Genomic DNA, 20,263 nt, shown 5'->3' with positions numbered 1-20,263 from the left:
AAAATGACCTATGCAGAAAATATGACAAAATCCCCCCTTTCATTTACATCCGCCATTTTCCTACTTTATAATGACGTTATGTGTGTTTCTTCTAGAACATTTTTGACACACTAAGAAAAAGTGAATGAAAGGAGATGAGATTTTTGCACGAAACAACGCAAGAACTCGCTAACTGGCAGTATTATTTTGCTATCGCAGTCTTTTTAATTACATATGCCATTATTATTTCTGAAAAAATTAATCGTGCTGTCATCGCACTTCTTGGTGCAGCACTCATGGTAATTGTGGGAGTCGTCGATTTACACAACGCCTTTACGAAACATATTGAATGGGGAACGATTACGTTACTTATCGGTATGATGATTTTGGTGAACATTACGAGTAAATCAGGTGTTTTCCAATACGTTGCTATTAAAGCAGCAAAAGGAGCTCAAGGAAATCCAATTAAAATTTTAATTTCACTTTCCTTACTTACCGCGCTTGGCTCCGCATTTTTAGATAACGTTACAACTGTACTTCTTGTTGTTCCAGTTACTTTATCTATTACGCGCATACTGCAAGTAAATCCTGTTCCTTATTTACTTTCTGAAATTATTTTTTCAAACATTGGAGGAACAGCAACATTAATTGGTGATCCACCTAACATTATGATTGGTTCTGCCAATAAGCATTTAGACTTCAATGCTTTCCTATTGAATCTAGCACCAATCGTAATTATTATTATTGCAGTTACAGCGATAATACTTTACTTTATGTATCGCAAACAATTAATTGCCGATCCTGTACAAGTTAAGAAATTAATGAGCCTAGATGAAAAACAATACATTAAAGATCCAGTATTAATGAAAAAATCTTTAACAGTACTTGGACTTACAATTGTAGGTTTCATGACTCATTCGATTTTCCACGTTGATGCAGCTATCATCGCTTTAACTGGTGCTACTGTACTTATGTTAATTGGTGTGAAAGAGCATGAAATTGAGGAAGTATTTGCAAGCGTAGAGTGGGTAACAATCTTCTTCTTCGCAGGGCTATTCGTACTTGTTGGAGGACTTATCGATATCGGTCTTATCAAAATGTTAGCTCAAAAAGTAATCGGTATAACAGGCGGAGATATTTCTTACGCATCCATCCTTATTTTATGGGTATCTGGTATCGCCTCTGCAACAATTGATAACATCCCATTCGTTGCAACAATGATTCCACTTATTAACGATATGGCAGTTGGGCTAGGCTTATCACCATCTGACGCACAAATCGATGTATTATGGTGGGCATTAGCACTAGGTGCTTGTCTGGGCGGAAACGGAACGTTAATCGGAGCTTCTGCTAACGTAATCGTTGCAGGTATCGCGAGCCGCGAAGGACATAAATTTAGTTACATGGACTTCCTAAAAGTCGGTTTCCCAATTATGATCGTTTCATTAATCATTTCTCACATTTATATTTATTTACGCTACCTTATGTAGTAGAAAAAGCGCTCTGATAATCAGGGCGCTTTTTTACTTATATATAAAATATATCGACTTATCAACAAAAACGAAAAATCTATTCTTTATATCTCACCGGTTCATTTCGAATAATAAATAAATGAATCGGTAAGAATACCGAAAATGTGATTACATGAATAATCGTAAATAATATAGAGTTCGTTCCGTATCTGTCTAAAATAGCGTAGATAAGGTAAATGGACAATACAATCGATACAGCTGTTGCTAGTAAACTTATAATTGGTACGAAATTAAAAATAAAACATGCAACGTATATGCCAAATACTTTCCACCCTGCTTCTTCTTTCAAAAAATCTGGTAATTTATCTTTCGCTAAGTCACCCCACGTCTTACTATTCAAAAACGGAATAAACGCAAGCACCCCGTCCGTTGCACCATCATTTTTCGCCATCGAATAAAGTGCAAAAGCCGTTAACAAATATGAAATAATTGCCCAAATCAATATAACAAGAATAAACGCAAAACTAAGAGCAAAGAAACCTGCTAATACGCCTTGATCCTCCATCTTATCCTCTCCTCTCTACTTTCAACATATTTCATTACATTGCAAGTTATGTTTTAAAATTTATCCAAACTCTTTGTATAATAAGAAAAGAAAGAGAATAAGAGAGGAGCAACACCTATGCATCCATTTGTAAAAGCATTACAAGAGCATTTTACAGCTCATCAAAATCCTGAAAAAGCAGAACCTATGGCTCGTTATATGAAAAATCACTTCCCCTTTCTAGGTATTCAAACACCGGAAAGACGTCAATTATTAAAAGACATCATTCAAATACATACTCTCCCAAATCCAAAAGATTTCCAAATTATCGTACGTGAACTCTGGGATTTACCAGAACGTGAATTTCAAGCAGCAGCACTCGATATTATGCAAAAATATAAAAAGCATATAAACGAAACTCATATCCCGTTTTTAGAAGAACTCCTTGTCACAAAATCTTGGTGGGACACTGTTGATAGCATCGTCCCTACATTTTTAGGCGATATCTTTTTAAAACATCCAGAATTAATTTCTGCCTATATTCCAAAATGGATTGCATCAGATAACATATGGTTACAACGTGCCACTATTTTATTCCAACTAAAATATAAACAAAAGATGGATGAAGAACTTCTTTTCTGGATTATTGGACAACTACATTCTTCAAAAGAATTTTTCATTCAAAAAGCGATTGGCTGGGTCCTTCGTGAATATGCAAAAACAAATCCGGATGTAGTTTGGGAATACGTGCAAAACAATGAACTCGCTCCATTAAGTAAGCGTGAAGCAATTAAGCATATTAAACAAAATTACGGAATAAATAATGAAAAAATAGGCGAGACTCTATCATAGATAGACACGTTCCTCTATTGAGATTTAAAAAAGAACGTGTTAGAATATGTTCATTATTATTAATATAAGTAGCGATGACGGACTTATAAGTACTTGCATAAAAAGCGATTCAGGGATAGTGAAAGCCTGAAGCCGCAAGGAAACGGCAGTCCTGAGCAATACATGATAAAGTGGATGCACCTTTTGTGTATCAACTAGGGTGGAACCGCGGGCAAACGCTCGTCCCTAGGCAAATAAGCCTTGGGATGAGCGTTTTTTTATGTTCTTTTTAGCATATACTGCTCGTTTCCAAAGTATCAGAGTATGTCATCGCCAATACGTTAACTTTCAAAAGGAGGATTTTCTTATGTATTCAATGGAACAAGTTGTAAACTTAGCGAAACATCGCGGTTTTGTTTTCCCTGGTTCTGAAATTTACGGTGGTCTTGCAAACACTTGGGATTACGGTCCACTTGGAATCGAATTAAAAAATAACGTTAAAAAAGCTTGGTGGAAAAAATTCATTCAAGAATCTCCACACAACGTTGGTTTAGACGCAGCTATTTTAATGAACCCTAAAACTTGGATCGCTTCTGGTCACGTTGGTAACTTCAACGATCCAATGATCGACTGTAAAAAATGTAAAGCTCGTCACCGTGCTGACAAATTAATTGAAGATGCTTTAGATGCAAAAGGCATCGAAATGGTTGTTGACGGTCTTACTTTCGACCAAATGGCTGACTTAATGAAAGAACATGAAGTAAAATGCCCTGATTGCGGTAGTGAAGAATTCACTGAAATCCGTCAGTTCAACTTAATGTTCAAAACATTCCAAGGTGTTACAGAGTCTAGCACAAACGAAATCTTCCTTCGTCCTGAAACAGCACAAGGTATTTTCGTAAACTTCAAAAACGTTCAACGCTCTATGCGTAAAAAGCTTCCATTTGGTATCGGCCAAATCGGTAAGAGTTTCCGTAACGAAATCACACCTGGTAACTTCACATTCCGTACACGTGAATTCGAACAAATGGAACTTGAATTCTTCTGTAAGCCTGGTGAAGATTTAGAGTGGTTCGCATTCTGGCGTGAAACTTGTAAAAACTGGTTACTTTCACTTGGTATGTCTGAAGAGAGCATGCGTCTTCGTGACCACGGTGAAGAAGAGTTATCTCACTACAGTAATGCAACAACTGACATTGAATTCAAATTCCCATTCGGTTGGGGCGAACTTTGGGGCGTTGCATCGCGTACAGACTTCGACTTAAAACGTCACATGGAACACTCAAACGAAGACTTTAATTATATCGATCCACAAACGAATGAGCGTTACGTACCATACTGCATCGAGCCATCTTTAGGTGCAGACCGCGTAACATTAGCATTCTTATGTGATGCATATGAAGAAGAGCAATTAGAAAACGATTCTCGTACAGTTCTTCGTTTCCACCCTGCTTTAGCACCATACAAAGCAGCTATCTTACCATTATCTAAAAAGCTATCTGAAGGTGCTACTGAAGTATTCGCAGAATTAGCTAAAGACTTCATGGTAGACTTTGATGAAACTGGTTCTATCGGTAAACGTTACCGTCGTCAAGACGAAATCGGTACACCATTCTGTATCACATACGACTTCGACTCAGTTGAAGACAAAGCTGTTACAGTACGTGACCGTGACACAATGGAACAAGTTCGTATGCCAATTAGTGAACTAAAAGGTTTCTTAGAGAAGAAAATCCAGTTCTAATTATAAGAAAAAGAGGCTGCTCATAAGAGCGCCTCTTTTTTACTTTTCACGTTTTTCTTTAATTGCTACTGTACATCTTGAAATACATAGTAAATCATCATTTTCATCAATAATGCGAACATCCCAAACCATTGTCGATTGTCCTCTATGTATCGGTGTTCCGATCGCTGTTACAATTCCATCTTTCTTTGAACGAATGTGGTTTGCATTAATTTCTAATCCGAAACAAATACATTTTTCTTGATCAATTAAATTGTATGAACCAACACTTGCCACTGTTTCCGCTAATGCAACCGATGCACCGCCATGTAAAAATCCAAACGGCTGATGCGTACGCTCATCAACAGGCATCGTAGCAACCACCTTATCTTCTGTCATCTCTAACAACTCAATTCCAAGTGAATCCATTAAAGTTTTTGCCATATCGCTTCCCCCTTCTCTTACTTTAATTAAATGTATAATTTTACCTATTTATTTTCAAACTACTTATAACACTTATATAAGGAGGCTTCACCTAAATGAAACAGAAATTTTGTATATTACTGCTTATGTTCTCCTTGCTGACTATTGTACCAAATTGTGCAATAACAGCCAAAGCATCTAACCTGACAATCGATGTTAAGACTGTAACGCAAAAAGGTAAGAAACCTTATATAGAATATCAAATAAATAGACCTTCTTTTCACAACTTTTCTGACTCTAAATTTCAAAACAAACTCAATTTATACTACAAAAAATCCACCGACAAATTTAAAAACAAATTAGAAAAAGAAGCAAAAAAATATTATAAAGAGACAGAAGGATCTAGTACACCATTTCATCCGTACGTAGCAAATGTTGATTATAAAGTCTCTTTAAACAAACCACCTTTCCTTAGCCTATATGTGAATTACTATCAATATACTGGCGGAGCACACGGTCTTTATACGTGGAAGGCAAATACATTTGATTTAAACGAAAAAAAGGTACTGCACTTAGACGATTTGTTTCAACAAAAGGATAATTATAAAGATGTAATCCGTGCAGAGATTGTACGACAAATTAAACAAAATGAAAGCATTTATTTTCCTGATGCAACTGAAAAGGTAATGAGTATGAAAAAGTTTCACTTCTTTTTAGAGCCAGACAATCTCGTCATTTATTTCCCTTTATATGAGATTGCTCCCTATTCAAGTGGAATTCCGCAATTTCGTATTCCATATACGTTGCTAAGAGACTATTTAAAGCCTTCTTATCAAAATATTTTGATTGACAACAAGTAAATATTTTCGCTACGATAATGTTAACCTAAAAACAACAGGAGGTTAACATTATGAGGAGATTTCATGTTTTAGATTTAGCATTAGCTGCCATGTTCGTTGCTCTTATGGCCATCGGTGCAAATATTGTATCTTGGGCACCATTCCTTCAAGTAGCAGGCATCCCATTATCTATGCAACCATTTTTCGCAATTTTAGCAGGTCTTCTTCTTGGAAGTAGACTTGGTGCCTTATCCATGACTGTATATATGCTCGTTGGCGTAGCCGGCGCACCAATCTTCGCTAACTTCAAGGCTGGATTTGGAGCACTTTTAGATCCTACTGGTGGTTTTATTATCGCATTTATTATCGTTGCTTATGTGTCGGGAAAACTAGTAGAACAAAAAGAAAGACCAACATTCATTACATTTGCAATTGCCTCTTTCACAGGAATTATTTTAACTTATATAATCGGTACTACTTACATGTACGGGGCAGTCAATCTCTTTATGGACGGTAATATGAGCTATAAAGCTGCTTGGATGATTATGATGTGGTTTGCAGTAAAAGATATTGCATTTACAATTATCGGTGCTATTATCGCACCTCGCATATACTATGCTGTGCGTCGTTCTGCTTATCAGCATTCTCATTCAACGATTTCATAATAAAAAAAACGAGTTATTTCAGTATACTGAAATAACTCATTTTTTTATTATGAATCTTGATTCGATTGTTCTTCTAAAATTTTCTTCATCATTGCAACCATGTCATCACGTAATTCTGGGTGTTGCAGGGCCATTTCGATTGTCGTTTGAACGAATCCTAGCTTTTCACCTACATCGTAGCGCTTTCCTTCGAAATCGTAAGCAAATACACGTTGGATTTCATTTAAGCTTTGGATTGCATCTGTTAACTGAATTTCACCACCAGCACCGACATGTTGCTGTTCTAAGAACATAAAGATTTCAGGCGTTAAAATGTAACGACCCATAATTGCTAAGTTTGAAGGAGCTGTACCTTGTGCTGGTTTCTCAACGAAATTGCGGACTTGGTAACGACGACCTTCTTGTTCTAATGGATCGATAATTCCATAGCGATGTGTTTCCGACTCTGGAACAGTTTGTACACCAATAACAGAAGAAAGTGTTTTTTCATACTCATCCATTAATTGACGTAAACACGGTTTCTCAGCTTGGACAATATCATCACCTAGTAACACTGCAAACGGCTCATCACCAATGAATTTACGCGCACACCAAACAGCATGTCCTAGTCCCTTCGGCTCTTTTTGACGGATATAATGAATATCTACCATTTTTGAAGAAGCTTGTACTTTTTCAAGCAACTCATATTTTTTCTTCTCTAATAAGTTTTGTTCTAGTTCAAATGCGTTATCAAAATGATCTTCGATAGAACGCTTTGTTTTACCAGTAACAATAATAATATCTTCGATACCCGATTTCACTGCTTCTTCTACAATGTACTGGATCGTCGGTTTATCTACTATCGGTAACATTTCTTTTGGCATTGCTTTCGTTGCTGGTAAAAAACGTGTTCCTAATCCAGCTGCTGGGATTATCGCTTTTCTTACTTTTTTCATCACAAAATACCCTCTCTCCTGTCGGAATCAATAGCAATCATTTCCTACATAAAACAAAAGGGAGATTTCGCTCCCTTTTGTTCCTTACTACTTAAAATTACTTTGTATTATAAACGATTCATAATGTCTTCTTTAATAGTAAGTAACTTTTGTTCACTATTTTGTAAAGAACTATCTTTCACACCAAAGTAAAACTTAATCTTCGGCTCAGTTCCAGATGGACGTAGGCAGAACCATGAACCATCCTCTAATTGATATTTTAACACATTTGATTTCGGTAAGTGAATCTCTTCTTTATGTCCATCTTGTAAAGATGTAACGATGCTTGCTTTATAGTCTTCCACTGCTACGACTGTTAAGCCCGCTACTTCTTTCGGAGGATTCTCACGGAACGTTGCCATCATCTCTTGGATTTTTTCAGCTCCATCTTTTCCTTTTAACGTTAACGATACAAGGTCTTCACGGAAGAAACCGTACTTCTCAAATACTTCTAATAGACCGTCATATAACGTTTTCCCTTGTGATTTGTAGTATGCAGCTACTTCACATGCAAATAGGACAGATTGTACTGCATCTTTATCACGGCAGAATGGGCGGATTAAATAACCATAGCTTTCCTCATAACCGAATTGGAATTCATATTGTCCGCTTTCTTCATACTGCCTAATTTTCTCACCGATAAATTTAAATCCAGTTAACGTATCAACTGCATCTAAACCGTATGCTTTTGCAATTGTACGACCAATTTCAGACGTTACGATTGTTTTTAATACGACACCGTTCTCTGGAAGCGTTCCGTTTTCTTTCTTTTGAGATAGTAAGTAATCAAGCATTAATGCACCTGTTTGGTTTCCTGTTAATACTTGGAACTCACCATTATGATTACGCACTGCTACACCAAGGCGATCTGCGTCAGGATCAGTTGCGATTAATACATCTGCGCCTACCTTTTCACCGTCACGAATTGCATACTCAAACGCTGCGTGCTCTTCTGGGTTCGGTGATTTTACTGTAGAGAAGTTTGGATCTGGTAACTCTTGCTCTTTTACAACTGTTACATCTGTAAATCCAACTTCTTTTAAACCACGGCGTACAGAAATATTTGATGTTCCGTGTAATGGTGTAAAGACGATTTTCAAGTCTTTACCAACCTTTTGCACCATTTCTTTATTAATGATGACATTGTTCAATTCTGCAGCATATGCATCATCTACTTCTTGTCCAATAATATGTAATAAACCGTCAGCTTTTAATTGCTCTACATCAGCAACTTCAACTGTTAATTCATCTTCTACTGCATTTACGTAGCTAATTAACTCATCTGCCTCTTTTGGAGGTAACTGTCCACCATCTTCACCGTATACTTTGTATCCGTTATATTCAGGCGGATTATGGCTTGCCGTAAGAACGATTCCACTTACTGTATGTAAATGACGAACTGCGAAAGAAAGTACTGGCGTTGGACGTAAGCTTTCAAACACATATGTTGTAATGCCGTGTGCACCAAGTGTAGCAGCAACTTCCATTGCGAACTCAGGTGATTTATGACGAGAATCATAGGCTACAACAACACCGCGTTTTTTTGCTTCCTCACCTAACTTTTCGATAAAGCTTGCTAATCCTTTTGTTGCTTTACGAACTGTATATACGTTTAAACGGTTCGTACCAGCACCAAGTTCACCACGCATACCACCTGTGCCAAACTCTAGATTTTTATAAAAGCTATCCTCGATTTTCTTCTCATCTTGCTTCATATTTTCTAGCTGTTCTTTTAATTCTGCATCTAATTGTGCGTAAGAAAGCCAGCGACTAAATTCTTGTTTCCAATTCATTCTTCTCTCTCCTCTCGCTCGTCATACCTTTATTATATGAAAAAAACATGCTGTATCTCAATATTTTATAAAATCTAGCAGGATTTTACTAGGAATATTTGTATACACTATTGTTAAATACTCCACTAAAGGGAATGAGGATTATGCACGAATGGGGCTTGTCAGAAGAACTCAAAATACAAACAAAGCAAATGATTGAAATTGTTGAAAGAGAACTATCGATTATGAGGAACGCAATCGATAAAGAAGACGAATGTATTTTATGCAAAATGGAAGATATTCATCATATGTTGGCAAATGTACAAACATTGGCAGCTACATACTATATTCAGGCATATTTATCACCTTATACGGAAAGTTCATCTTTTATTACGACAGCTATCCAACATTTAAGCGCTAGAAAACATGGTGCTCTTATCGTTGTAGAACGAAACGAGACGCTTGAAGCTTTCATTCAAACTGGAACGACATTAAACGCTCATTTAACTGCACCATTACTCGAATCAATATTTTATCCAGGTAACCCTCTTCATGACGGTGCCGTTCTCGTAAAAAATAATCATATTGTCTCAGCTGCTAATATTCTTCCTTTAACGAAAAGTACAGAAGTTGATCCTGAACTAGGAACACGTCACAGAGCTGCAATTGGCTTATCAGAAAAGAGTGATGCACTTATATTAGTTGTCTCTGAAGAAACGGGCCGTACTTCTTTTGCTTTAAATGGGATTTTGTATACGATTTCTTTATAAACATTTTTTTCAATAATGTAGTAGCAAACGAAGTTATATCGAATTACCTACACCATTGCTCGAGCTGACCATAAATTATGTGCTCACAGCGATGTCTAAGTACAATAATTATCACTTCATGGCTTGCTACTCTTTTTGTACTCAAAACATGTTTAGACCTCTTTCATAACAACTACATTTTTCTAAAATGCTTTACTTCCAGCTATTATTTTGTATCTATTTTTAAGAAATAATAAAAAAGGGTACTTTAGAAATCCTATCTAAAGTACCCTTTTATTAAAAATCTATTTTATTATAAAGAATAATTGGAGACTGCAAAATGATAAAAATATAGCATACTTTCAAAGTTATTTATAATTATTAATATTAATATTAAACATAAAGCAACTACTTTTACACGTCTCATCACTTTAAAGCCATATGCTAATAACAAAGGTATTGTAAATACCATATGTGCGCCATAAATAAATGCTTCAGATGCTCCAAAACCAACAATTCCATGTAAAACAATATTAAATAGTAAACAGAAACTTAAAAACCTTACGAAAAGCTCTTTTCTAAAGTTTTTCCATACAGCTACTATTATAAAAGCATACACAGATACAATCACAATCCACCCGATCATAGTATGCGATGGAAGCATATTTAATTGTGCGAATTGCTCACCTTGTCTTAAAGTAACTTCCGAGAATGGTCCAAAGATGAATGAAGATCCTAATACCAAATGAAATGCTAGTATATACTTAGACCCTACATATTCCTCTGAAAAACCTTGTTTCTCTGTAAATTTAATATTAGTATTGATCACATCAATAAGTGATATGTTATTTTCTATAATCACTAATGCGAAAAGAAGAACAACCACAATGATAGAAATACCAGTCCAAATGATTCTTTTCTTTAATGTTTTATAACTCATTACACTACCTAAAAACCACATAAACGAATTTGTTAATGTAACTCCCGTTATTCCTATTGCCAATAACATATTAGCAGCGCTGAATCCTGCTTTCGCTTCTTTTTCTCCTGTAATAAACGGATAACATACAAAGCACATCAGTACCAATGTGAAATTGGCGTAAACAAAAGATTCCGGTGTCCACGTAATAACTAACAGAGTAGCTGAAAATCCGTACATAACCGCTAATAGGAAAGAAACAATTACATTCTTACAAATTTTACAACATAACATGTAAATCATGACTACACTTATCGTACTTAAGAATGCTTGGAAAAATATAATACCTTGCACTACATTTTTTACACCTAGTGATGATACCACTGTTGCTATTTCCTCAGTTAAAAAATTTAAAAATGGATGTCGAAACAACACTTCATCTGCAATTGGTATTTTAGCCAAGAAAAAACTTAAAATGTAATAACCCTGATCAAAAGAAAAATACATGTCATACCAGGAAGCTGTTAAAATCTTAGAGTCGTTTTCCATTTTCCAACCGATAAAAAAATAAAATGACCAATAAAAAATGAAAAGGACAAGGGCTAATATCCCCTTTCCTTTATAACCATTCCAAATACTCAACACTTCTTCTCCTCTCTAAGGTAGAAATACCATAATTAGATGTGCCACGTACCCAATAACTGTTCCTAACACAAGTCCACCAAAAATCTCATGCCAATGATGTCCTTGGCGCTCTCTTAATTTCTCTTCTTCCGAACTTATATGTTTATTCAACATTTTTGCATGTTTACCAACTGTACGGCGAAGTCCTGTGGCATCAATGATAACGATTGTTAAAATTGCCATCCCGATTCCAAACATCGGTGTATTAAACCCTTCATGAAACCCTATTGTCATGACCATACTTGATAAAATCGTTGTATGCGTACTAGGAAATCCACCATTTCCTACTAAACGAAAAGCATCTTTTCCAGAACGAAGATAATTCACTAAAAATTTCAATACTCCCGAAGCTACCCAAGCTATAAATGGAAGTATACAATATAAATATGTTCCCATTGCTTTACCTCCTATGATTTTGCAATAAATAAAATGCCAGCTACTATACATACCATTCCAGCAATTTTCATGAAATTGATTGTTTCACCAAATAATAATGCTGACGCAATAATAACAAATACATATCCGAAACTCACCATTGGGTATGCATAACTTAAATCAACCTTTCTCAGCACAATCATCCATAATAATGCACTTAAACCGTAAAAAGCTAATCCGAAAAAGTTCGGTACGTTAATGAAATTCATAATACCTACAGCCGCTGAACTTTGTGATTTCATTGCGCCAAACTTTAATAAAATTTGCCCTACAACTCCCATACCAACTGATAAAATAATCATCAAAAATTGTTGCATCTCTATACTCCTTAACTGTTTATATTCAAAAAATGTTTTATTCCAAATAAAAAACGTTTAAGACACTCCTCTTAAACGTTTTAACAAACCCGAATAGAGTAATTAAAAGTTCAATAGTATAATAATAACTGTTATCGCATATAACAACACTGTTATTAAAATATGCTGATCCTCTAATAAAACTTTATCTGGTTCTCCACCTTTATCTTCCATGTGAACTAAATATAAATAACGAAAAATCCCGTAAATTACAAATGGGATTGTCCACATTAAATAGATACTTTTCCCTGCATTAAAAGTAAAGATAGCATAAGTTACAATAGTTGCCGATGTAACAATTGTACTTAATTGGTCTAACAAAGCAGAGGAATAACTTTCTAATACTTTTCTATGAGAACCTTTATTATTCTGTAACAATACTAATTCATGTCGTCTTTTATTAATAGCCAAGAATAGTGACAGTAATAATGTACATAATAAAAACCAAGGTGTAAATGGCACTTGAATAACTAATCCACCGGCCAACGCTCGTAAAACAAATCCAGATGCAATAATTAAAATATCAATGATTACAACGTGCTTTAAACGAATTGAATACGCTACATTTAAAATAAAATAGACTGCTAATACTAAGCACAATAACGGATTTAATACATATGAAACTACTAAAGACGCTACTAAAATAACACAACCTGCCGTAATAGCAAAGTACGGATTTAATGCACCCGATGCCATTGGTCGATATCGCTTAACAGGGTGCTGTCGATCTGCCTCGATATCCATAAAATCATTTAAAATATAGACACAGCCAGATATTGCACAAAATAGCGCAAAACAAATTGCAGCTTGTGCCACCATAGTTAAAGATACTTGTTTTATTGAAAAGACTAACGCTGCAAATACAAGCAAGTTTTTAGTCCATTGTTTCGGGCGTAACTGTTTAAAAAACAATACAACTATATTTTGTTGAGATAAAGTTCCTTCCCTCATAATAATAAGAGTGCTTCTATTTTTGTCACTCTCTTCTTCCCCTCCCTATTCAATTGTTATTTACTTCTAATACAGGAAAGATTATATCACATAAGTATAACATTGAAAATCAACTATTAAATACCAATAAAGAGGTCTCTCATCCATATTGGTATTTCTAATAGACAAAGCTAAAACAGCATTACACGCTCATTAATGAAATCAAAATTTTCGAAAAGTAACCATCTTCATGATAATGTATTCTCGTTAAAATAATCGTATCGTCTTCATTGCTAATATTCTTTCATTAACATAATTACAGAAATTAATCTTGAGCTCGGGACACGCCTCAAAGTTACAATTGGCTTACCCGAAAAAAGCGATGCACTTGGTTCTGTAAAGAAACAGACCGTACTTCCTTTTTCAAATAGAATCTTATACACGATTTCTTTATAAACATTTTTTTCAATAATGTAGTAGCAAACGAAGTTATATCGAATTACCAATAAAAAAGGCTGCCTCAAAAATTTGAGACAGCTTTTTCTTCAAAAAATTATTCTTCTCCGAAACGCTCCACAAGTGTTGCAAGTGTACGTACCATTGCACCAGTTGCTCCAGCTGGTCCTAAGTCGTGCGCGCCTTTTGTTTCTGATGTTCCAGCAATATCTAAGTGTACCCACGGTGTATCTTCAGCGAATTCGCCTAAGAATGTACCTGCCATAACCGCATGTCCTTCACGACCTGGTGAGTTATTTAAATCAGCAAACTTACTGTTTCTCACACGTTCTTTATCACGATCAAAAATCGGTAGTTGCCAAATTGGCTCATCTGTTTCCATAGAAGCCTCTAGTACTTGCTCAAACAACTCTTCATTATTTGTCATTGCGCCTGTCGTATGGTTTCCAAGTGCAACAATTACACCGCCTGTTAATGTTGCAACATCAACAAGGTAGTTTGCACCAAGTTTTTTGGCATACGTAATACCATCAGCTAAAGCTAGACGACCTTCTGCATCCGTATTTAATACTTCAATTGTTTTTCCGCTCATTGATGTAATTACATCGTCTGGCTTAAATGCCGTACCACTTACAACGTTATCAGTTGAAGGAATAACAGCGATCACATTTTGTTCTGGGCGAAGTTCACCGATAATTTCCATCGCACCTAATACAGCAGCTGCACCGCCCATATCACCTTTCATACCGACCATGCCTTCACGTGGTTTTAAAGAATAACCACCTGTATCGTATGTAATACCTTTTCCAACGAACCCAATGACATCTTTCCACTCTTCTTTTCCCTTATAAATAAGAGCGATCATTTTTGGTGGCTCTACACTACCTTGGTTTACTGCAAGCAACGCACCCATACCAAGATCTTCCATCTCTTCTTTCTCAAGAACTTTATAGTCCATATCATACTTCTCCGCTAACTCAACAGCATACTCAGCAAGCTTTGTCGCTGTTAATACGTTTGGCGGCATATTTACAAGTGTACGAGCTGAATTTGTTGCACGTCCATGTACGTAGCCAACTGTTAATGCTGCTTCAATTTCTTGTACATCTTCCGCTGTAATAGCCGTAAACTTCTCTAATTCCACACGATCCTTTTTATCTGATTTATACGTTTCTAATTCATATGTACCAAGACCTTGTACTTCTGCTGCAATATGAGCGACATCAATCGCGTCTAATTTCTCTGTTACGAAAGAATCCAGTAAGATTGCTGCATCTTGTACTTTTGCTGCTTGCAGTGTTTTAAATGCCTTACCAAGAGCTACACGTAACGTTTCCGTCGTATAAGATTCTTTCTTACCTAAACCAACGAAATAATAACGTTTCACATTTGTTTTTCCTAAACTATGTACTTTTGAAATAGCTTTCTTCTTAGTAGAAAGTTCTTTCTCTTCTAATAAAACTTGTAATTGTCCTTCAAACGCTTTGTCCAGTTCTTGTACAAAACTACTTGTTTTCTCTTCTTCAAATAAGGCAACAATTACCGCTTCATGGCTTGCTAATTCTTTTTGTACTTGAAACATGTTCAGACCCCCTAAATTTCTCTATCACCATTATAACTTTATTTTCGATAAAATGCGACAATTCTAACTACAGTTATATGACGTGTAAAATCTCCTCTATTATGAAATAAGCCAAGAAAAAAAGTCTAGCGTAATTACGACTAGACTATCTTTGTTTTAAATATTGACCACGAAACACTTGCATCGTTTCGTCTTGATTTAACATCGTTAACTCTTCTTCTGTAAACTTACCATTTCCTACTTTTACTACGTACACATTGACTTTTTTCTTACCCCATTGGCTATAAACATCTTTCACCGTATCATAATATAGATCAAGACGGTTTCCTTTTATTGCACCGCCCTTATCAGCTACTACACCATATCCATAACCTGGTACGAATAGAATCGTTCCAATCGGAAATACGCGTAAGTCCGCAGCAATTGTGGAATATAAATCCCTTTTCACTTTGACACCTGAATATGTAATACCATACTCTGGATGCCCTGGCCTCTTACCGGTTGACTCAATCCCCGATGTATAACCTGTTGCAGTCATTTCAATTGAACGATATTTAGACCAGTCGTTTGCCTGCTCTAAAGCATTTATCACTTCTTTACTCGGAGCAACATTTCTCTTAACTTCTGCTGCATGTACTTCTTTTGCACTCATTCCTTCATATGTCTTTACAATCTCTAATAAAGAAACTCCTGTGAAAGCCTTCCATGTTACGCATAATGCAATTGCAAGTAAACAAGTCATCATAATGCGAATACAATATCGTTTTAACATTTTTATATTCCACACTCCTTCATCGTTAATCATTCCCTATAAGATGAAGGAATATGCAAAAAAAAATAATCTCCAACTTAATTGGAGATTAAAACATTTGATATCCGCTTTTCCGAAGTTTCTTGATTACGACTCCTGCTAAAGCAGCCCCTACTAATCCAGTAGATAGAATAAACACATCTGCTTGTCCTAAATGCGATACACTTGTCCCAAATGAAGAAAATGTTTCTTTCGGTTTTGAAAAATAATCCCACATACTCGCTTTATTAATAATAAGCATACAAACAATCGGATACACAATAACCATTACCCAAGTAGCTCGCAAAATCATGTTGAGTAAAAATCCAATTCCAAAGAACAAAATAAAAAATAACATCATTGAAATAAGTAATACCGGTATACTCACTCTTTCTCCCTCTCCTTCGCATGCGCCGTAAATACGTGATAGGCTGTATAACCAAATGGTTCTCCTGGATTTAATGTTTTGTCCACTTCAAGATGTAGTTCTGATCTTCCTTCTAACAAATATTTAATAAGCACAGACGTATTCGGATCACCCGCAATCTTATCCGGATGTAAGAACACCACTTCAGACAATTCTTTCTCCTGTACAATAATATTTTCTCCTTCAGGCTCCAAAAGGAAAATAATCATATTATCACTAATCTCATTACGAATAACACCCGATCGAACACCAATGATCCCCTTCACATGAGCGACAATGCCTGTCTCTTCTAACACTTCGCGTTTCACAGCTTCATCAACCGTCTCACCTTCATTTACAAAACCAGCCGGTAAAGACCATTTCCCTTTTAATCCACTGTATTTCTTCTTAACAAATAGCCATCTACCATCTTTTGTAGCTACTAGGCCACTAACAGCTAGCCATACCTTCCCTCGTTTCTCCATGATGTAATAACCTCCTCTATTAGAACGGACAGAATATTCTTTCTTTTTATATATTATACTATATTTTTAATATGAAAAAAGCAGAAACAGCTCTTAGCCGTTTCTGCTTTTTCTACTATATATTAAAAGAACTTTAATTTACCTTTTTTAAGAACTAATAAAGGTCCACCTAATAAGAATAGGTAACGGTTATCGATTACTTTCTTCATGAAGGAAGCTTTCCAACCTGTTAACTTTTTGCCCATAACAACACCCATTGCATCGTCATGGCCTAAAGAACATACAGATCCTTTATTATCGAATACGAATTTCTTCATTTCACCCTTGCCACGAACTAATACAGTTAAGTTGTGTGCAATATTGTAACCTTGTTGAATTGCGATTTGTGCTGTTGGTGGGTATGGACGGTTAATTTCTTCGTTAATGATTAGCGCTGCGTCACCAACCATGAATACATCTTCGTATCCTGGAGCGTGCATGTACTCATCAACTTTTACACGTCCGCGCATTGCTTCAAAGCCAGACTCTTCCACAATGCCGTTACCACGAACACCTGCAGCCCAAACTACTGTTTCAGACTTAATTAATTCCGTATCATCGCCATTTGCAACGATAATACCTTCTTCAGTTGCTTCTTTAATTGCTGTACCGATGCGGAATTCTACGCCTTTTTTCTCAAGTTGTTTTACAGCGTATTCTACCAATGCAGGATCGAAACCTGGAAGTGCTGTTGGAGCAGCTTCTACACAGATGATACGTGCTTTTTCGCGTGGTACATTGTACTGTTTGCAAAGTTCAGGAACACGGTTTGCAAGCTCACCTACGTACTCGATACCAGTAAATCCAGCACCACCAACAACGATTGTTACTAACTCATCGCGCTTTTCATCTGCATATTTAGCGAAACTAGCTTCCATATGCTCACGAATTTGACGAGTTGCATTAATGTTAGCAATTGAGAATGCGTACTCTTTTAATCCTGTAATTCCGAACGTTTCTGATTCGAAACCAAGACCGATTACTAAGTAGTCATACTCTAACTCGCCGTCTTTTAAGATAATGCGTTTTTCAGCAGCTTTAATTTCTACTACTGTATCTTGCACAAAGTTCACTTTATTTGTATCAATAACGTCTTGAATATCTAGACAGATTTTTTCATCTTCTAATGTACCAGCTGCGCTCTCATGTAACCAAGTCGCTTGGTAGTGATAGCTGTTGTTGTTTACTAGCGTAATTTCAGCTTCATTTACAGATAATGCTTTTTGCAGACGAACAGTCGTAATCATCCCGCCATAACCTGCACCTAAAACTACGATTTTTGGAGTCTTCACCAAATCACAACCCTTTTCTTTATATAATAGTAATAAAAAATAATACCAAGTACTAAAAACTCTATTTGTCAAGAATGTGGAATTTATCACATTCTATATCGTAACAAAACGCAGTCAAAAAATCGTACGAATTTTGTCATAGAAATTTAACATAATACTTCCCTATATTAGTCGGTTTTATTCCAGAATTCAAGCGTCTGGAGAATTATCAATATTTTAAAATAACATAGCGTTTTCAAGGGTTTTTTAGCCTTTTTTTCATGTATTTTCCTTTCTGTATATTTTATAAAACAAAAAAGAACCTATACGAAAACTTACACACAATTCAGTCGTTTTCAGAAGTATTATGAACTCAAATATGCTATCATTTATTTGAAAGTGTCATCATTTGCAGGATTTTCGTGTACATATGAACAATATATGAAATCAATATCAAAATTCCATCTATAGGGGGAATGAAAGTGGCAGAAAATCAAAAAGTTTACGACATAACAATTATTGGTGGTGGTCCAACGGGACTGTTCACAGCATTTTATGGCGGTATGAGACAAGCAAGTGTAAAAATTATTGAAAGCTTACCTCAACTTGGCGGACAATTATCCGCACTCTACCCTGAAAAATACATTTATGATGTGGCTGGATTTCCAAAAGTGCGCGCACAAGAATTAGTTGATAACTTAAAAGAGCAAATGAAGAAATTTGACCCAACTGTTTGTTTAGAAGAAGCTGTCGATACGCTTGAGAAACAAGCTGACGGTATATTTAAACTTGTTACGAATAAGCAAACTCACTATTCTAAATCAGTTATTATTACTGCTGGCAATGGTGCTTTCCAACCACGCCGCTTAGAATTAGAAGGTACAGCGAAATACGAAAAGAAAAACTTACATTATTTCGTTGATGATATGAATAAATTTGCTGGTAAGCGCGTCGTAGTATTTGGCGGTGGCGACTCAGCAGTAGACTGGACAATGATGTTAGAACCGATCGCTGAAAAAGTTACAATCGTTCATCGTCGTGATAAATTCCGTGCGCATGAACATAGCGTAGAAAGCTTAATAAATTCTCGTGCAGAAGTAAGTACACCGTACGTTCCAGTAGAACTTATCGGTGATGACAAAATTGAACAAGTCGTTCTTCAGCACGTAAAAACTGAAGAAAAAGTTATCATCGATGTTGATGATGTAATTGTAAACTACGGCTTCGTTTCTTCTCTTGGCCCAATTAAAAACTGGGGCTTAGATATACAAAAAAACAGCATCCTTGTGAATTCAAAAATGGAAACAAATATTCCTGGCATTTACGCTGCTGGTGACATTTGTACATATGAAGGAAAAGTAAAACTTATCGCTTGTGGATTTGGCGAAGCACCGACAGCAGTAAACAATGCAAAAGCTTACTTCGATCCAAATGCAAAACTTCAACCGATGCATAGCTCAAGTATGTTTTAATATGCAAAAATAAAGCTCCTTCCATACGTGGAAGGAGCTTTCCTTTTATATAACATGAAAGCACACTGAGTCCGATAAACTATCGAACTCAGTGTGCTTTTCGTCTAAAAAATTATTATTTTCTTCTTCTACCTAATACGAATAATACTCCGCCAACTAAGAATGAAATTCCCGCACCAACTGACATCATCCATGAATGTGCTGCCCCTGTTTTCGGTAATTCTTTTTCTACTTTTACTTGCGGTTCTTTAATTAACTTTTCCAGTCTTACTTCCGGTTTCTCCAGATTTTTCGGCTCTTCTGGTTCCTTCGGTTCTTTCGGCTCTTCCGGTTTCACTTCTGGTTCCTTCGGTTCCTTCGGCTCTTCCGGCTTCACTTCTGGTTCCTTCGGTTCTTTCGGCTCTTCCGGCTTCACTTCTGGTTCCTTCGGTTCTTTCGGCTCTTCCGGCTTCACTTCTGGTTCCTTC

The 20,263-nt window shown here is 36.1% G+C and carries 21 protein-coding genes; 7 read left to right on the top strand and 14 right to left on the bottom strand.

Annotation, left to right across the window (positions count from 1 at the left end; translation table 11 throughout):
• Positions 1-143 precede the first annotated feature (143 nt).
• Entirely contained in the window at positions 144-1,469 is a 1,326-nt protein-coding gene (locus ACTFRH_RS29630; RefSeq protein ID WP_000545232.1) for an ArsB/NhaD family transporter, read from the top strand.
• A gap of 79 nt (positions 1,470-1,548) precedes the next feature.
• Here the strand turns inward: ACTFRH_RS29630 and ACTFRH_RS29625 are convergent, their stop codons facing one another.
• Positions 1,549-2,016, bottom strand: coding sequence for a hypothetical protein (locus ACTFRH_RS29625; protein WP_000390061.1), 468 nt, complete (start codon positions 2,014-2,016; stop codon positions 1,549-1,551).
• Positions 2,017-2,133: 117 nt separating this feature from the next.
• Here ACTFRH_RS29625 and ACTFRH_RS29620 point away from each other — a divergent pair, with 117 nt between their 5' ends.
• Together ACTFRH_RS29620 and ACTFRH_RS29615 are read left to right on the top strand one after the other, a co-directional pair.
• Entirely contained in the window at positions 2,134-2,847 is a 714-nt protein-coding gene (locus ACTFRH_RS29620) for a DNA alkylation repair protein (RefSeq protein ID WP_000553313.1), read from the top strand.
• A gap of 346 nt (positions 2,848-3,193) precedes the next feature.
• Positions 3,194-4,570 carry a glycine--tRNA ligase gene (locus ACTFRH_RS29615; RefSeq protein ID WP_000287147.1) on the top strand — a complete coding sequence of 459 codons (1,377 nt, stop codon included), beginning with the start codon at positions 3,194-3,196 and terminating at the stop codon, positions 4,568-4,570.
• Positions 4,571-4,609: 39 nt separating this feature from the next.
• On the opposite strand, the gene ACTFRH_RS29610 is transcribed toward ACTFRH_RS29615, so the two are convergent.
• A complete protein-coding gene (locus ACTFRH_RS29610) occupies positions 4,610-4,993 on the bottom strand; it encodes a hotdog fold thioesterase (protein ID WP_001140612.1) in 384 nt (127 codons plus the stop codon).
• A gap of 95 nt (positions 4,994-5,088) precedes the next feature.
• Between ACTFRH_RS29610 and ACTFRH_RS29605 the strand changes: the two genes are divergently transcribed.
• Positions 5,089-5,832, top strand: coding sequence for a DUF3298 and DUF4163 domain-containing protein (locus tag ACTFRH_RS29605; protein ID WP_000810330.1), 744 nt, complete (start codon positions 5,089-5,091; stop codon positions 5,830-5,832).
• A gap of 50 nt (positions 5,833-5,882) precedes the next feature.
• Positions 5,883-6,476 carry a biotin transporter BioY gene (locus ACTFRH_RS29600; protein WP_001252162.1) on the top strand — a complete coding sequence of 198 codons (594 nt, stop codon included), beginning with the start codon at positions 5,883-5,885 and terminating at the stop codon, positions 6,474-6,476.
• Positions 6,477-6,523: 47 nt separating this feature from the next.
• Here the strand turns inward: ACTFRH_RS29600 and galU are convergent, their stop codons facing one another.
• On the bottom strand, positions 6,524-7,411 hold the full coding sequence (gene galU, locus ACTFRH_RS29595) for a UTP--glucose-1-phosphate uridylyltransferase GalU (protein WP_002164219.1): 888 nt from the start codon (positions 7,409-7,411) through the stop codon (positions 6,524-6,526).
• 107 nt (positions 7,412-7,518) lie between these two features.
• On the bottom strand, positions 7,519-9,243 hold the full coding sequence (locus ACTFRH_RS29590) for a phospho-sugar mutase (protein ID WP_001104204.1): 1,725 nt from the start codon (positions 9,241-9,243) through the stop codon (positions 7,519-7,521).
• A gap of 143 nt (positions 9,244-9,386) precedes the next feature.
• Here ACTFRH_RS29590 and cdaS point away from each other — a divergent pair, with 143 nt between their 5' ends.
• Positions 9,387-9,992 carry a sporulation-specific diadenylate cyclase CdaS gene (cdaS, locus tag ACTFRH_RS29585; RefSeq protein WP_000545257.1) on the top strand — a complete coding sequence of 202 codons (606 nt, stop codon included), beginning with the start codon at positions 9,387-9,389 and terminating at the stop codon, positions 9,990-9,992.
• A gap of 292 nt (positions 9,993-10,284) precedes the next feature.
• On the opposite strand, the gene ACTFRH_RS29580 is transcribed toward cdaS, so the two are convergent.
• From ACTFRH_RS29580 to ACTFRH_RS29540, 9 genes are all read right to left on the bottom strand, one after another.
• Complete coding sequence (locus ACTFRH_RS29580) at positions 10,285-11,532, bottom strand: DUF6080 domain-containing protein (protein ID WP_000029659.1); 1,248 nt, start codon at positions 11,530-11,532, stop codon at positions 10,285-10,287.
• A 15-nt stretch (positions 11,533-11,547) separates the two neighbouring features.
• Positions 11,548-11,970: a divergent PAP2 family protein gene (locus ACTFRH_RS29575; RefSeq protein ID WP_000537659.1), complete on the bottom strand. Its 423-nt coding sequence runs from the start codon at positions 11,968-11,970 to the stop codon at positions 11,548-11,550.
• 11 nt (positions 11,971-11,981) lie between these two features.
• On the bottom strand, positions 11,982-12,326 hold the full coding sequence (locus ACTFRH_RS29570; protein ID WP_001183889.1) for an EamA family transporter: 345 nt from the start codon (positions 12,324-12,326) through the stop codon (positions 11,982-11,984).
• A gap of 102 nt (positions 12,327-12,428) precedes the next feature.
• Positions 12,429-13,316, bottom strand: coding sequence for a decaprenyl-phosphate phosphoribosyltransferase (locus ACTFRH_RS29565; RefSeq protein WP_001206696.1), 888 nt, complete (start codon positions 13,314-13,316; stop codon positions 12,429-12,431).
• 532 nt (positions 13,317-13,848) lie between these two features.
• Positions 13,849-15,333 carry a cytosol aminopeptidase gene (pepA, locus tag ACTFRH_RS29560; protein ID WP_000487979.1) on the bottom strand — a complete coding sequence of 495 codons (1,485 nt, stop codon included), beginning with the start codon at positions 15,331-15,333 and terminating at the stop codon, positions 13,849-13,851.
• A gap of 145 nt (positions 15,334-15,478) precedes the next feature.
• Entirely contained in the window at positions 15,479-16,105 is a 627-nt protein-coding gene (locus tag ACTFRH_RS29555; protein ID WP_000920095.1) for a 3D domain-containing protein, read from the bottom strand.
• An 88-nt stretch (positions 16,106-16,193) separates the two neighbouring features.
• The gene (locus ACTFRH_RS29550; protein WP_000027016.1) at positions 16,194-16,511 is read right to left on the bottom strand and encodes a YuiB family protein; all 318 of its coding nucleotides are present in this window, start codon (positions 16,509-16,511) and stop codon (positions 16,194-16,196) included.
• Entirely contained in the window at positions 16,508-17,014 is a 507-nt protein-coding gene (locus ACTFRH_RS29545) for an NUDIX hydrolase (protein ID WP_000415327.1), read from the bottom strand. The genes ACTFRH_RS29550 and ACTFRH_RS29545 overlap by 4 nt, the downstream gene beginning before the upstream one ends.
• A 122-nt stretch (positions 17,015-17,136) precedes the next feature.
• A complete protein-coding gene (locus tag ACTFRH_RS29540) occupies positions 17,137-18,345 on the bottom strand; it encodes an NAD(P)/FAD-dependent oxidoreductase (protein WP_000856598.1) in 1,209 nt (402 codons plus the stop codon).
• Between the two features lie 461 nt (positions 18,346-18,806).
• Between ACTFRH_RS29540 and ACTFRH_RS29535 the strand changes: the two genes are divergently transcribed.
• On the top strand, positions 18,807-19,796 hold the full coding sequence (locus tag ACTFRH_RS29535) for an NAD(P)/FAD-dependent oxidoreductase (RefSeq protein WP_000829786.1): 990 nt from the start codon (positions 18,807-18,809) through the stop codon (positions 19,794-19,796).
• 115 nt (positions 19,797-19,911) lie between these two features.
• On the opposite strand, the gene ACTFRH_RS29530 is transcribed toward ACTFRH_RS29535, so the two are convergent.
• A partial coding sequence (locus ACTFRH_RS29530; RefSeq protein WP_440048900.1) for an LPXTG cell wall anchor domain-containing protein occupies positions 19,912-20,263 on the bottom strand: 352 nt, incomplete at its 5' end.

Source organism: Bacillus cereus group sp. MYBK216-1 (genome assembly GCF_051916495.1).
GTDB classification, from domain to species: Bacteria; Bacillota; Bacilli; order Bacillales; family Bacillaceae_G; genus Bacillus_A; species Bacillus_A thuringiensis_K.
Note: the sequence above shows the minus strand (reverse complement) of the source record. Positions and strands in the feature narration are given on the sequence as shown.

Bases quoted from the DNA above. Each gene is read 5' to 3' on its own strand.
- ACTFRH_RS29625 (WP_000390061.1), bottom strand. From the start codon at position 2,016: ATGGAGGATCAAGGCGTATTAGCAGGTTTCTTTGCTCTTAGTTTTGCG.
- ACTFRH_RS29620 (WP_000553313.1), top strand. From the start codon at position 2,134: ATGCATCCATTTGTAAAAGCATTACAAGAGCATTTTACAGCTCATCAA.
- ACTFRH_RS29615 (WP_000287147.1), top strand. From the start codon at position 3,194: ATGTATTCAATGGAACAAGTTGTAAACTTAGCGAAACATCGCGGTTTT.
- ACTFRH_RS29610 (WP_001140612.1), bottom strand. From the start codon at position 4,993: ATGGCAAAAACTTTAATGGATTCACTTGGAATTGAGTTGTTAGAGATG.
- ACTFRH_RS29605 (WP_000810330.1), top strand. From the start codon at position 5,089: ATGAAACAGAAATTTTGTATATTACTGCTTATGTTCTCCTTGCTGACT.
- ACTFRH_RS29600 (WP_001252162.1), top strand. From the start codon at position 5,883: ATGAGGAGATTTCATGTTTTAGATTTAGCATTAGCTGCCATGTTCGTT.
- galU (WP_002164219.1), bottom strand. From the start codon at position 7,411: ATGAAAAAAGTAAGAAAAGCGATAATCCCAGCAGCTGGATTAGGAACA.
- ACTFRH_RS29590 (WP_001104204.1), bottom strand. From the start codon at position 9,243: ATGAATTGGAAACAAGAATTTAGTCGCTGGCTTTCTTACGCACAATTA.
- cdaS (WP_000545257.1), top strand. From the start codon at position 9,387: ATGCACGAATGGGGCTTGTCAGAAGAACTCAAAATACAAACAAAGCAA.
- ACTFRH_RS29575 (WP_000537659.1), bottom strand. From the start codon at position 11,970: ATGGGAACATATTTATATTGTATACTTCCATTTATAGCTTGGGTAGCT.
- ACTFRH_RS29570 (WP_001183889.1), bottom strand. From the start codon at position 12,326: ATGCAACAATTTTTGATGATTATTTTATCAGTTGGTATGGGAGTTGTA.
- ACTFRH_RS29565 (WP_001206696.1), bottom strand. From the start codon at position 13,316: ATGAGGGAAGGAACTTTATCTCAACAAAATATAGTTGTATTGTTTTTT.
- pepA (WP_000487979.1), bottom strand. From the start codon at position 15,333: ATGTTTCAAGTACAAAAAGAATTAGCAAGCCATGAAGCGGTAATTGTT.
- ACTFRH_RS29555 (WP_000920095.1), bottom strand. From the start codon at position 16,105: ATGTTAAAACGATATTGTATTCGCATTATGATGACTTGTTTACTTGCA.
- ACTFRH_RS29545 (WP_000415327.1), bottom strand. From the start codon at position 17,014: ATGGAGAAACGAGGGAAGGTATGGCTAGCTGTTAGTGGCCTAGTAGCT.